This is a genomic window from Microbacterium sp. Kw_RZR3 (assembly GCF_029222405.1).
Classification (GTDB): Bacteria; Actinomycetota; Actinomycetes; order Actinomycetales; family Microbacteriaceae; genus Microbacterium.
Genome location: NZ_JARHXC010000031.1, coordinates 1 through 13,218 on the forward strand (window position 1 = coordinate 1; position 13,218 = coordinate 13,218).

Sequence of the window (13,218 nt, forward strand, 5' to 3'; positions counted from 1 at the left end):
AGCGAACGATCGCGGTGACGCCGCACACGCCGCCGCGCACGCGGCACGAGGACTCCGATCGCTCGACTCCCCCGAGCTGCGCTTGGAGGCCGCCTTCGCCGTCGCCCTGCTCGGAACGGGAACAGACGCCGACGCGATCGACGACATCGATCCCGGCGATCTCGACGAGGAGGGCCGGAGACGTCTCGCGCGCCTCCGAACCGTCGTCGCGGACCGGGGACTCGCGTTGCCGCTGTACGCCGCGACGAAGGGCGATGCGGATGCCGAGATCGAACGGCACCTCGACGATTCGGCGCGCGCCGGGGCGGACTTCGAATGGTCTCGCGCCGCGCACTCCGCCGAGAAGGCCCTCGCGCTGTCGCCCGAACGGAGCGCCACCCACCTGCGCGCGCTTCTGAGCGCCGGCATGGCGGAGACGTTCCGCGGTCGGTGGAGTCGCGCGCGAGAGCACTTCGACGACGTCTTGCGCGTTCTCGACGCACGCCAGCGGCCTTCGGACGTGAGCGCGACCCACCGTCTCAGCGCGATCCTCGTCATGCTCGCGAGCTACCAGCTCGCCGGTGCCGACGGCGGTCCGGTCTCCGCGCGACTCAGCGGCGAGAGGACGGCGGCCGCGCGGGAACACGACGTCGTCGCCCTTCTCCTCGCCGGTATCGCGGCATCCATTTCCCACACCAACCTCGGACGACCGGCCGACGCCCTGCGCGAATGGGAGGCCGTGCGCTCCAAGTCGGCAGGCTCGCTCTCCGGACCCGACGCCGACCTGGCTGAGCTCGGTCTCGCCGAGGCCCTCGCCGCAAGCGGTCGCGTCACTGAGGCACGCGTGCTGCTGTCGCGGATCGAGACGGGCGACAAGCTGCACGTCCGTCACGCTCGCGCGGCTGTGGAGACCACGGTGCTCATGGCCGAAGGTCGCGCGGATGAGGCACGAGCCACCGCGCGAATCGCCGCCGCTTTGTCGGCCGAGCGCGAGGTGCCCCCTGTCCGGATGCGCGATCTGTTCCGACTGCTCGTGCTGGGTGACATCGCGACGTCGGAGACCGCCGAGCTTCGCACGCTTCTGCAAACGACCGATCTCCCCCTCGCCACCGACCTGACCCGTCGGCTCGAGGCGTGGGAGCACGGCGAGGTGCACGACGTCGCGGAAGGGCTGCGCCTGCACCCCTTCTGGTCCGCGGAGGAAGGCGGCCACGGCACGGTGCTCGGGACGATCTCGAGGTTCCCCATCCCGGCGCTGTCCGCGGACCCCTCGCCGCTTCGCGACCTGACGCGGCGGGAGCGCGAGATCGCTCTGCTCGTCGAGCAGGGACACACGAACCGCGAGATCGCCGCGATCCTCTACCTGTCGGTGCGAACAATCGAATCGCACGTGTACCAGGCACGGACGAAGATCGGCGCCGCCACCCGCGGCGAGCTCGGGCGTCTCGTGGCGCAGTGGGAGAACCAGCAGTCCCGCGCGTGAGACGGCGCTCGACCTCTCGAGGACCCGAACGATCGCCGCGTCCGTCGCGGCTCCGCGTCTCGGCTCCACGTCACGACTTCACGTCCCGACCCCACGTCCGGTCCCTCGTCCCGGCTCCACGTCCGGCCCCGCGACCCGGCTCCACGTCACGACTGCACCTCCCGACCCCTCTTCTCGGCTCCCCGTTGCCGGGCGAGTGTGGGGCGAGACGCCGCCGCGGAGTCGGCTTACTCGTCAGGGGTGAAGCGGACCCCCGCGGTCGGTCGGGACGGGCGCGAACGCCCCACACCCACCTCGCGCAGCGCTTGACGCGCAGCACTCAGCGCTACCGATGACGGGTAGCCTCGGCGCGCGAGCTGGCCCGCCAGCCGACGGAGCGCAGCATCATCGTCTTTGCCGCCGACGCTTCGTGCCTTGCTCCGCGCGAAATCGAGAGCGCGCTCCGCGTCGTCATCGGGCATCTCCGCGATGGCAGCGTCCGCGATGTCACGAGGGATTCCGCGCTTCATCAGCGTGGTCGCCACCGCCCGACGGCCCTCGCCTCGACGCTCGACAGCCGAGAGCACGAGCTGTTCGGCGAACACCGCGTCGTTGAGGTAGCCGAGGTCGATGAAACGCTCGATCAGCTCAGTGATCACGACCTCGTCGGCGCCCGGCACTTCACGGACGGCGGTCCGGGCCTCCGAGATCGACAGTGACCGAGATCGCAGCTTGCGCAGGAGGAGCGCCTCTGCACGTTCGCGTACGTCGTCGCCTTGCGGATCGTCGCGTCCTCCGCTGTCGACACGGTCGACGTCGGGCTCGACCGGATGGCCCGCGAGACCGAGACCGAATCGCGAGTCGGTGTCCCGCGCGGGAGCGGAGCTGCAACTCGCGTGACCTCCCGCCGGGTGAGCGGATGAACGGCTGCCACCGAAGAGCGGGATCACGGGCGCGAGAGACTCGTCCCCGTGATCCTCGGGGGCACCGAGACCGCCGGGCGCGTAGGCCGCGCCGTCCGCGCCGGGGCCACCGGTCGTCGGGCCCGGGCCACCGTCGACGGACGAGAGTCCGCCGCGGCGACCCGGGCGCTGACCGTCGACCATCAGGCCGGGCGGCGGGCCGCGAGCTCGTCGGCCGCGGGCTCGGCCGACGCCGCCGGGGCACCACCGATGCCGAGCTTGTTCTTGATCTTCGACTCGATCTCGGCCGCGACGTCGGCATTCTTGATGAGGAAGTTGCGCGCGTTCTCTTTGCCCTGGCCGAGCTGCTCGCCCTCGTAGGTGTACCAGGCACCCGACTTCTTCACGATGCCGTGCTCGACACCGAAGTCGATCAGGCTGCCCTCGCGCGAGATCCCCACGCCGTACAGGATGTCGAATTCCGCCTGCTTGAAGGGGGGGGCCATCTTGTTCTTCACAACCTTGACGCGCGTACGGTTACCCACAGCTTCCGTGCCGTCCTTCAGCGTCTCGATACGGCGGATGTCGAGTCGCACCGACGCGTAGAACTTGAGCGCCTTACCTCCGGCCGTCGTCTCGGGGGAACCGAAGAAGACACCGATCTTCTCGCGCAGCTGGTTGATGAAGATGGCCGTGGTCTTGGTCGTGTTGAGTCCACCGGTCAGCTTGCGCAGCGCCTGCGACATCAGGCGCGCCTGCAGACCGACGTGCGAGTCACCCATCTCACCCTTGATCTCGGCCTCCGGCACGAGAGCGGCGACCGAGTCGATCACGACGAGGTCGATCGCGCCCGACCGGATCAGCATGTCGGCGATCTCGAGCGCCTGCTCACCGGTGTCGGGCTGCGACACGAGCAGGGCGTCGATGTCGACACCGAGCTTCTTCGCGTACTCGGGGTCGAGAGCGTGCTCGGCGTCGATGAACGCGGCGATACCGCCGGCGCGCTGCGCGTTGGCGATGGCATGAAGGGTGAGGGTGGTCTTACCGGACGACTCGGGTCCGTAGATCTCGATGATGCGGCCGCGGGGAAGACCGCCGATGCCGAGGGCCACGTCGAGGGCGACCGAACCGGTGGGGATGGTCTCGATCGGGGCGCGGTCGTCGCTGCCCAGTCGCATGACCGAGCCCTTTCCGAACTGCCGGTCGATCTGCGCAAGGGCCGACTCGAGGGCCTTTTCGCGCTCTGCGGGTGAGGGCATGACGTCTTCTTTCTGCTCGCGTTCCGTCGCCTATAGGCTGTCGCGCTCCGCACCGACGGTGAGGATGCCCGACAAGGCGTTCAGAGTGTCGTTCGACGTCGTCCACGTTAGAGAGGGCCTCCGACATTGGTGTCGAGAGAACCCCTCGATGGGGATGGATCGGCCGATCACTCCGATGTGAAGGAGCCTACGCTCCTATCGAACGAAAATTCGATGACACGCCGCAACATCGAACGCGAGTACCGAAACCGCGACCGCCGACGGAAGCGGCTGCACTTTCGCGGCAGGTGCGCCCGCGAGAGAGCTGTGCCCGATGTGTACCCCTAGCGGCGACGGGGGTCGAGCCGCCCCACGCCGTATCTCCGCTCGGGCGGCACATCCGTCTCGGCGCAAAGGGCGAGCCACACCTCGCGCGGGTCGACGCCCGCTGCGAGCGCCTCCGCAGGTGTTCGGCCACCGACCGCCGACAGCACGAGGTCGGTCATCAAAGAGCCACCGCGCGCGCCGAACTCATCGGCGACGGCACGGTCGAATTCGCTACGACGCATGCGGTCGGCTGGGACCGATCAGCGCAACGAGAGTTCGGGCTCGACCTCGGCGACGAGGTCGTCGGGAACGATGTCGGGGAAGGTCTGGAGCCCCTCGAGCACCGAAAGGCGGTCGCCGACCTCGCGCATGATCGACGAAATGGGAACGTCGAGCGCCTCGGCGACCGACGCGAGGATCTCGCTCGACGCTTCTTTCTGGCCGCGCTCCACCTCACTGAGGTAGCCGAGAGCCACGCTCGCGCGGCTGGCGACCTGGCGGAGGGTACGCCCCTTCTGCTGGCGGAGGTCACGCAGGACTTCGCCGATCTCTTGACGAACCAGGATCATTTCGGGCCCCTCCTCACTGCTGATTCCGACGCTGTCCGGAGTGGACAACCGTACAACACCATGTGGTCACCCTAATGCCGCGCGCTGGGCAGTGGATGGGAATCGCTGATCAAAACCCATCTCTGTCATCATTTGTTCCCGCTCGGCGCGGTCAGAGGGCCGCGAGCGTACGCCGCACCGCGATTCGGGCGGCTTCTCGACGGATCCGATCCCGATCCCCCGCGATGACGAGGGAGTCGACGCTGGTCCCCAGCGGGGTCGAGACGCCGATGTGCACCGTGCCCACCACGTGACCGTCCTGCGTCTCAGGACCCGCTACTCCGGTCGTCGCCACTCCGACGTCGGCGGGCACCCCGTCGCGCCCCAGAACGTCTCGGACGCCGCGCGCCATCTGCCGGGCGACGCGAGGATGCACGGCGCCGTGCGCGTCGAGAAGCGCCGCATCGACCCCGAGAACGCTCTGCTTCACGTCAGTCGCGTACGCCACGACTCCCCCGCGTACCACACGCGACGCCCCGGGGACGTCGACGAGTGACGACACGACGAGCCCACCCGTGAGCGACTCCGCGACCGCGATGGTCCAGCCGAGCTCGGCGAGGCGCTCGAGCAGCAACGCAGCGCTTCCCCGCGGATCTGTGATCAGCGTCTCGTCGAAGTCCTCGGGGATGCCGTGGCTCATCGCGACCTCCGTGCTGTGCGCGCTGCTCGAACCTCCGTCACGACGTAGTCGATCCCGGAGGCGATCGTGAGGATCACCGCGACCGTCATCGTCACCACTCCGGCCCACCACACGGTGGAGCGCCAGGCCGCGGCATCCGAGAGGCCGGCGAAGGGTAGGAGAGCGATCGAGAGCGCGACGGCCTGCGCAACGGTCTTGAGCTTGCCCATCCACGCGGCGGCGAGCACGTGGTCGCTGACCACCATGAACCGGTAGACGGTGATTCCCACCTCGCGGACGAGGACGACGATGGTGACCCACCAGTCCAGCTCTCCGAGGATCGAGAGTCCCACGAACGCCACGCCCGTGAGCGCCTTGTCGGCGATCGGGTCGAGGAGCTTGCCGAGGTCGCTGACGATGTCGTACTTGCGGGCGATGTAGCCGTCGATCCCATCCGTGGCGATCGCGACGATGAAGACGATGCCGGCCGCCCAGCGCAGCGCCCCGCCCGCCCCGCCGTCGGCGAGGAGCATCCACAGGAAGACCGGTGCGCACAGGATGCGCGCGATCGTGATCGCGTTCGGCAGCTGCGGGTGAACGGCCATCAGTCGCGACCCGTCAGCTGCCAGGCGTCTTCCGACCCCTCATCGTCGTCGGCCACCGGAACACCCTCGAACTGGGCTTCGATCGGGTCGGATCCGTAGCGATCGTCGGATGCCGCGGGCTCGGGAGCCTCGTCGCCTCGCAGACGCGCGAGAACCGCGGGGAGCTGCTCATTCGTCACGAGAACGTCCCGAGCCTTCGATCCTTCGGACGGCCCGACGATCTCGCGCGATTCGAGAAGGTCCATCAGCCGGCCCGCTTTCGCGAATCCGACGCGGAGCTTTCGCTGGAGCATCGACGTCGAGCCGAACTGGGTCGAGACGACGAGTTCAGCCGCCGCGAGCAGGAGTTCGAGGTCGTCGCCGATGTCGGCATCGATCTCCTTCTTCTCGGCCGCAGCCTGGACATCGGAGCGATACTCCGGGCGCGCCTGCTGGGTGACGTGAGCGACGACCTTCTCGATCTCCTGTTCACTGACCCATGCCCCCTGCACGCGCAGCGCCTTCGACGCCCCCATCGGCAGGAAGAGCCCGTCGCCCTGGCCGATGAGACGATCCGCGCCGGGCTGATCGAGGATGACGCGGGAGTCGGTGACGCTGGTCACCGCGAACGCGAGTCGCGAGGGGACGTTGGCCTTGATCAGACCCGTCACGACGTCGACGGAAGGACGCTGGGTCGCCAGGACGAGGTGGATGCCACTGGCTCGGGCGAGCTGAGTGATGCGGACGATCGAATCCTCGACGTCGCGCGGCGCGACCATCATGAGGTCCGCGAGCTCGTCGACGACGACCAGCAGGTAGGGGTAGGGCTTGAGAACGCGCTCGCTCCCCGCGGGCAGCTGGATCTCGCCGGCGACGACCGCCTTGTTGAAGTCGTCGATGTGGCGGAATCCGAACGACGCGAGGTCGTCGTACCGCATGTCCATCTCTTTCACGACCCATTGGAGAGCCTCGGCGGCCTTCTTGGGGTTCGTGATGATCGGGGTGATGAGGTGCGGAACACCGGCATAGGAGGTGAGCTCCACGCGCTTCGGGTCGATGAGCACCATGCGCACGTCCGACGGCTTCGCCCGCATGAGCAGGCTCGTGATCATCGAGTTGACGAAGCTCGACTTTCCCGAGCCGGTGGACCCCGCGACGAGAAGGTGGGGCATCTTCGCGAGGTTCGCGACGACGAAGCCACCACCGACGTCCTTGCCGACGCCGATCGTCATCGGGTGCGTCGACGAGGTCGCCGCATCGGAGCGCAGGATGTCGCCGAGCGTCACGATCTCGCGATCCGCGTTGGGAATCTCGACACCGATCGCGCTCTTGCCGGGGATCGGCGCGAGGATGCGCACCTCGTTGGAGGCGACCGCGTAGGCGATGTTGTTGGTCAGCGCCGTGATGCGTTCGACCTTGACACCCGGACCGACCTCGATCTCGTACTGCGTCACGGTCGGACCACGCGAGAAGCCGGTCACCCGCGCGTCGACCTTGAACTGCTCCATGACGCTCTCGATCGCCTTCACGACGGCGTCATTGGCAGCGGAACGGGCCTTGGGGGGTGTGCCCGTGGCAAGGGCGGTGACGGCAGGCAGCCGGTAGTTGGCCGACGGTGGAGCACCGGCGTTGTCGCCCCCGAGTCCCGAGATGCCGGGCATGTCGTCGTCGGGGAGATCGTCGACGGGCGAATCGTCGTGAAGACCGCGGCCACTCGCCGCCTTCGCCAGAGTGGCGGCGTCAAAGACCTCCGTCAGGGCGTCGGGGGTGGGGACAGGCGGCGACGGCGGACGTACGGGCGCGGTGACCTGCTCCGGAGCGACGACGGGCGATTCGAAGCCCCCTTGCGGCGTTCCCGGGGTGAGCAGCTCGGTGAGGTCGTCGGAGCCAAGGGACCCGTCGACGTCTTCTTCGCGACCGGACTTGTTCCGACGCCACCAGGGCAGTGACTTCTCGACCGGCTCGTCGTCGGAGTCATCAGCGGGGAGCGCCTTTGTCGTGGCCGTACCGTCGCGCGCCTCGAGTTCTGCCCGCTCTGCTCCGAACAGCCAGGCGTAAAGCTCGCCGAGGCGGCGTCCGATGCGGTTCGGCGGCGTCTTGGTCAGGATCAACACACTCAACACCGCGAGCAGCGACAGCGCGATGAATGCCCCAACTTCCGTTAGGAGCAGTGCGAGGGGTTCACCCACGATCCACCCGGCAATGCCGCCCGCGGGGCTCAGGACAGGCGGCCCGCCGTTGCTTGGCGCGGGACGCCCGCCCGCGACGTGGCAGAACCCGGCGAGAACGATGACGAAGAGCCCGAATCCTATTCCTACGCGGCCGTTGTCATGGACCGATGAGGGATGCCGAAACAGCCAGCCCGCGAGCAGCAACAACAGAACGGGAAGCACAAAAGCAACTCGTCCGAAGAGCATGCCGAAGCTGTAGGCGCTGATGAGAGCTGCCGCATCCGTACCGATGAAGAACCACTCGACCACCGCGCCGAGCGCAGCGAGCACCACCAGGAAGAACGGGAAACCGTCGCGCCGCTGATCGCGCTCGAGGTTCTCGAAGCCGAAGGCCCGGAACATCCCTCCCACGCCGTGGGCGACCGCCATCCAGGCGCGCACGACGATGGACGGCTTCTCGGGCTCATCGACATAGCGCTTTGGCGCGGGCGCCGAGCGCTTGGCCGCGGGCGCCGCGGCTTTGGATCGCGGCGTCCCCTTCGCGGGGGCGCGACCGCCGGAGGGGGACGAGGTACGAGCCATGGTTCCACGGTAGGCGGGACCACCGACATTCGGGCGTACCGACGCGGGCTTCAGCGCAGTCGCTTCACCATGACGTCACGCCCGATTCCTTTGCGCACCACGGCGAATCCCTCGGACCGATACAGCGAGACGGCGTAGTTGTCGCGCTCGACGCTGAGGCTGATACGGGCGTACCCCTGCGCCCGCGCGTGGTCGACGAGCCGCTGAAGGAGAGCGCGTCCGACCCCGTGCGCGCGCCAGACCGGCCGCACGCCGATGATGAGCTCAGGTACACCGGTTCCGACCCAGCCGAAGCCGGGCTCGTCGCGCGGCAGCATGCGGTACCACGCGGCTCCGATGGGTTCGCCTCCCGGCGATTCGGCGACGAAACCGGCGTCGCCGGGTCGCAGCCATCCCGCGATGTATCGGCGGTACTCGGCGCTGCTCAGGATCTCGTGACGCGGGCGCACCGCGCCGGCGCGCCAGGTCGCAGCCTCGACCGTCATGTCGGCGAGGAAGGCGCCGTCGGATGGGAGCGCCGCGCGGATCGGGAGAGCGGGCATGCCCGCATGATAGCGGGGAACGACGGAGCGCCACGGGCGAACCCGTGACGCTCCGGAGGGGATCAGGCCTCGATGATCAGCGGCACGATCATGGGGCGCCGACGCAACGACTGATTCACCCAACGCCCGATGGTACGGCGCACGACCTGCGACAGGGCGTGGTTGTCACGCACGCCGGACTGCGCGGCCTCGGTGAGGGCCGCCGCGATCTTGGGCTTGACGCTCTCGAAGACCGAGTCGTTCTCGGCGACGCCACGCGCGTGGATGTCGGGTCCGGACACGATCTTGCCGGTTGCCGAGTCGACGACCACGATCACCGAGATGAAGCCCTCTTCACCGAGGATGCGACGGTCCTTGAGATCGGCATCCGTGATGGCACCCACCGACGACCCGTCCACGTAGACGAAACCGATGTCGAGCTGACCGACGACCGTCGCGACGCCGTCGCGCAGGTCGACGACTGTCCCGTTCTCACCGAGGATCGTGTTCTGTTCGGGGATCCCGGTCTCCTGGGCCAGCTTCGCGTTGGCCATCAGATGCCGGTACTCGCCGTGCACGGGCAGCACGTTCTTGGGCTGGAGGATGTTGTAGCAGTACAGCAGCTCGCCCGCGGCGGCGTGACCCGACACGTGCACCTTGGCGTTGCCCTTGTGCACCACGGTCGCACCGAGCTTGGTGAGGCCGTCGATCACGCGGTAGATCGCGTTCTCGTTTCCGGGGATCTGGCTGGATGCCAGGATGATCGTGTCGCCCTCGCCCGGCTCGATCGCGTGGTCGAGGTTGGCCATGCGGCTGAGCACCGCCATCGGCTCGCCCTGCGAACCGGTCGACATGTAGACGATTCTGTCGTCGGGAAGGTCGCGAGCCTTCTTGTAGTCGATGAGCACGCCGTCGGGGACGTTCAGGTAGCCGAGATCGGCGGCGATGCCCATGTTGCGCACCATGCTGCGCCCGAGCAGCGCGACGCGACGACCGTTGGCGTGCGCGGCGTCAAGCACCTGCTGCACGCGGTGCACGTGGCTGGAGAAGCTCGCCACGACCACGCGGCGAGGCGCCTTGGCGATCACCTGGTCGAGCACGGGGCCGATGCCCCGCTCCGTCGGGGTGAAGCCGGGCACGTCGGCGTTCGTGGAGTCGACCAGGAAGAGATCGACGCCCTCTTCGCCGAGGCGGGCAAACGCGCGCAGGTCGGTGATGCGGCCGTCGAGCGGCAGCTGGTCCATCTTGAAGTCGCCGGTGGCCAGCGCGAGGCCCGCGGGCGTGCGGATCGCGACGGCCAAGGCATCCGGGATCGAGTGGTTCACCGCGATGAACTCGAGGTCGAAGGGACCCACCTGTTCGCGCTGGCCCTCCTCCACCGTCAGCGTGAACGGCCGGATGCGGTGCTCCTTGAGCTTCGCCTCGATCAGGGCGAGCGTGAGTCCCGAGCCGATGAGGGGGATGTCGGCCTTCAACTTCAGCAGGTACGGGACCGCGCCGATGTGGTCTTCGTGGCCGTGCGTGAGCACGACGCCGACGATGTCGTCGAGTCGGTGCTTGATGGGCTCGAAGTCCGGCAGGATCAGGTCGACGCCGGGCTGGTGCTCCTCGGGGAACAGCACGCCGCAGTCCACGACGAGGAGTTTGCCCTCGTACTCGAACACCGTCATGTTGCGTCCGACCTCGCCGAGTCCGCCGAGCGGGAAGACGCGGAGTGTGCCGGGGGCGAGCTCCGGCGGATCGTAAACGGTCGTGGGCATATGTGCCTCCTCGGATGCCACCGCGTGGCATCCCTCTTCTTTTCGGATGCCGGCCGGCGGCATCCTTCTTGTCACGTCCCCAGCCGCGGATCGGCGGACGCCGATGTCTATCGCGTCGTGCCGTGCACCTTCGGCAGGGCACCGCCGGCGGCCGCGTTGCGGTCAGGGCGGAAGTTGGAGAAGTCGGCGCCGGCCACGTTCTTCACGAGGGCCAGTTCGTCTTCGATGACGGCGGCTTCCCACTCTTCGGGGCCGACGAGGGGAAGGCGCACGCGCGGGCTGCCGATGCGGCCGAGGCCGTGCAGGATGTACTTCGCCGCTACCGTGCCGGGAACGTGCGTCATCACGGCGCGGACGAGCGGTTCGAGGCTCTGGTGCGCGGCGGTGGCCGACGCGAGATCGCCCGCGTTCACGGCATCCACGATCGTCCGGTAGGGCGTGGCGGTGATGTTCGCCGTCACACCGATGAGGCCGCTCGCACCGATCGAGAGGTGCGGGAGCACGTTCGCGTCGTCGCCGGAGAAGTACATGAGGTCGGTCTGGTTCAGGACCCGGCTGACCTCGCTGAAGTCGCCCTTGGCGTCTTTGATGGCGAGGATGTTCGGGTGCTTGGCGAGACGGAGGATCGTCTCGTACTTGATGGGCACACCCGTGCGGCCGGGGATGTCGTAGAGGATGACCGGCAGATCGGTCGCGTCGGCGACGAGGCGGAAGTGCGTCAGGATGCCGGCCTGCGTGGGCTTGTTGTAGTACGGCGTGACGATCATGATGCCGTCGGCGCCGGCCTTCTCGCTCGCTTTGTAGAGCTCGATCGCGTGCGCGGTCTCGTTCGAGCCGCCGCCCGTGATGATCTTGGCGCGTCCGGCCGAGACGCTCTTGCCGACCTCCACCAGACGCAGCTTCTCGGGGTCGGTGAGGGTCGAGGTCTCACCCGTGGTGCCGGTGACGACGATGCCGTCGGCTCCCGCGCTGATGACGTCGTCGATGTGCTTCTCGGTGGCGGGCCAATCGACTTCGCCGTCGGCGGTCATCGGGGTGATGAGCGCGACGAGCACCTGACCGAAGGGATTGCCGGAGTGCGTCATGCTCCCAGGGTATCGGTTCGACGGGGTCCACCTCGTGGCACTGGTGAACAATACGTGACGGCCCCGGAGCCTAGGGTGGCGGAATGAGCTGGACCACCCGCGCGACCCGCACCGTCTACGAGAACCCCTGGATCCACGTGCGCGAAGACCAGGTCACCGGCCCGCACGGCGACGGCATCTACGGCGTCGTCCGGATGCAGCACCCCGCCGTCTTCGTCATCGCGCTCGACGACGAGGAACGCGTCTGCCTGGTGGAGCTCGAGCGCTACACGACGGGCCGTTCGATCGAGGTCCCGGCGGGAGGGTCCGACGGAGAGGATCCCCTCGTCGCCGCTCAGCGCGAGCTGCTCGAAGAGACCGGGGTCGTGGCATCCGACTGGCAGCACCTGGGGCGGATGAACGCGCTCAACGGCATCGCGGACGCGCCCGAGCACGTCTACCTCGCGCGGGGGCTCTCGATGACGGATGCCGCTGCCTCGCAGCACGAGGAAGGCATCGACGCGGTGCGATGGGTTCCTTTCGCGGAGGCGCTGACGCTCGTCGCCGACGGCGAGATCACCGACGGCGAGACCATCGCGGCGCTCGCTTTCGCCGGAATCCGGCTGGGGCGATTCCGCTAGCGGTACTCAGCGGCCTCGCGCCGCCGCGCGCACGACCACCGAATCGGGCAGCAGTCGTGACGCCGCGACGATGACTTTGTAGCGCCAGGAGGGAATCGACACCGCGCCACCGCGGGCCGCGTCTCGCAAGCCCTCGCGCACGACCGTCTCGGCATCGAGCCAGAGGCCCGGGGCGACCCCTTCCTGTCCCGGCGGTAGGCCGAGTCGCTCGTGGAAGTTCGTGTGGACGAAGCCCGGGCACACGGCGGTGACCGTGACGCCCCGCGGTCCGTACACGACGTTCGCCCACCGGCTGAACGAGATGAGCCACCCCTTCACCGCGCCGTAGGTTCCGCGCGGTACGAAACCGGCGACCGACGCGACGTTGACGATACGCCCGCTCCCCCGCGCCAGCATGGGGCCGAGAGCTGCGTGCGTGAGACGCAGCGCAGCCTCGACGTGAAGCCGCAGATGTCGCACCTCGTCATCGACGGGGTTCTTCTCGAAGGCGAGGTCGAGGCCGAAACCCGCGTTGTTGACGAGCACGTCGACGCCGTCGGCCAGGCGGTCCTCGACGGCGGCGAGCGCGTCGGCCTCGAGGAGGTCCGCGACGAGAACCTCGACGCGGACGTCGAGACGGCCCCTGATCTCGGCCGAGAGCCCCTCCAGAGCCGTCCGGTCACGCGCCACGAGAACCAGGTCCGCTCCGCGCCCCGCGAGCTGGCGGGCGAACTCCGCCCCGAGTCCGGAGCTTGCTCCCGTGATGAGGGCGGTGGGCATG

At 68.5% G+C, this 13,218-nt stretch carries 13 protein-coding genes; 2 read left to right on the forward strand and 11 right to left on the reverse strand.

The annotated features are described in order from the left end of the window. The coding region (locus P2P98_RS01090; protein ID WP_275796358.1) for a helix-turn-helix transcriptional regulator at positions 1-1,462 on the forward strand (1,462 nt) is incomplete at its 5' end. 227 nt (positions 1,463-1,689) lie between these two features. Here the strand turns inward: P2P98_RS01090 and P2P98_RS01095 are convergent. From P2P98_RS01095 to dapA, 10 genes are all read right to left on the reverse strand, one after another. After that, on the reverse strand, positions 1,690-2,547 hold the full coding sequence (locus tag P2P98_RS01095; RefSeq protein ID WP_275796360.1) for a regulatory protein RecX: 858 nt from the start codon (positions 2,545-2,547) through the stop codon (positions 1,690-1,692). Beyond that, positions 2,547-3,602: a recombinase RecA gene (gene recA / locus P2P98_RS01100; protein WP_058594916.1), complete on the reverse strand. Its 1,056-nt coding sequence runs from the start codon at positions 3,600-3,602 to the stop codon at positions 2,547-2,549. Before recA ends, P2P98_RS01095 begins: the two co-directional genes overlap by 1 nt. 323 nt (positions 3,603-3,925) lie before the next feature. After that, positions 3,926-4,150, reverse strand: coding sequence for a DUF3046 domain-containing protein (locus tag P2P98_RS01105; protein ID WP_275796363.1), 225 nt, complete (start codon positions 4,148-4,150; stop codon positions 3,926-3,928). A gap of 18 nt (positions 4,151-4,168) precedes the next feature. Continuing rightward, complete coding sequence (locus tag P2P98_RS01110; protein WP_058594918.1) at positions 4,169-4,477, reverse strand: helix-turn-helix transcriptional regulator; 309 nt, start codon at positions 4,475-4,477, stop codon at positions 4,169-4,171. Positions 4,478-4,628: 151 nt separating this feature from the next. Further along, positions 4,629-5,156, reverse strand: a complete 528-nt coding sequence (locus P2P98_RS01115; protein WP_275796365.1) for a nicotinamide-nucleotide amidohydrolase family protein — start codon at positions 5,154-5,156, stop codon at positions 4,629-4,631. After that, positions 5,153-5,740, reverse strand: coding sequence for a CDP-diacylglycerol--glycerol-3-phosphate 3-phosphatidyltransferase (gene pgsA / locus P2P98_RS01120; RefSeq protein ID WP_275796367.1), 588 nt, complete (start codon positions 5,738-5,740; stop codon positions 5,153-5,155). Before pgsA ends, P2P98_RS01115 begins: the two co-directional genes overlap by 4 nt. Beyond that, the gene (locus tag P2P98_RS01125; protein ID WP_275796369.1) at positions 5,740-8,472 is read right to left on the reverse strand and encodes a DNA translocase FtsK; all 2,733 of its coding nucleotides are present in this window, start codon (positions 8,470-8,472) and stop codon (positions 5,740-5,742) included. The genes pgsA and P2P98_RS01125 overlap by 1 nt, the downstream gene beginning before the upstream one ends. A 50-nt stretch (positions 8,473-8,522) precedes the next feature. Then, positions 8,523-9,014, reverse strand: coding sequence for a GNAT family N-acetyltransferase (locus P2P98_RS01130; protein ID WP_275796371.1), 492 nt, complete (start codon positions 9,012-9,014; stop codon positions 8,523-8,525). 62 nt (positions 9,015-9,076) lie between these two features. Beyond that, positions 9,077-10,753, reverse strand: coding sequence for a ribonuclease J (locus tag P2P98_RS01135; RefSeq protein WP_275796373.1), 1,677 nt, complete (start codon positions 10,751-10,753; stop codon positions 9,077-9,079). 107 nt (positions 10,754-10,860) lie between these two features. Beyond that, complete coding sequence (gene dapA, locus P2P98_RS01140) at positions 10,861-11,838, reverse strand: 4-hydroxy-tetrahydrodipicolinate synthase (protein WP_275796375.1); 978 nt, start codon at positions 11,836-11,838, stop codon at positions 10,861-10,863. 83 nt (positions 11,839-11,921) lie between these two features. Between dapA and P2P98_RS01145 the strand changes: the two genes are divergently transcribed. After that, positions 11,922-12,458, forward strand: a complete 537-nt coding sequence (locus P2P98_RS01145) for an NUDIX hydrolase (RefSeq protein WP_275796377.1) — start codon at positions 11,922-11,924, stop codon at positions 12,456-12,458. A gap of 6 nt (positions 12,459-12,464) precedes the next feature. On the opposite strand, the gene P2P98_RS01150 is transcribed toward P2P98_RS01145, so the two are convergent. Next, positions 12,465-13,217, reverse strand: coding sequence for an SDR family NAD(P)-dependent oxidoreductase (locus P2P98_RS01150; RefSeq protein ID WP_275796379.1), 753 nt, complete (start codon positions 13,215-13,217; stop codon positions 12,465-12,467). Between the last annotated feature and the right edge of the window lies 1 nt (position 13,218).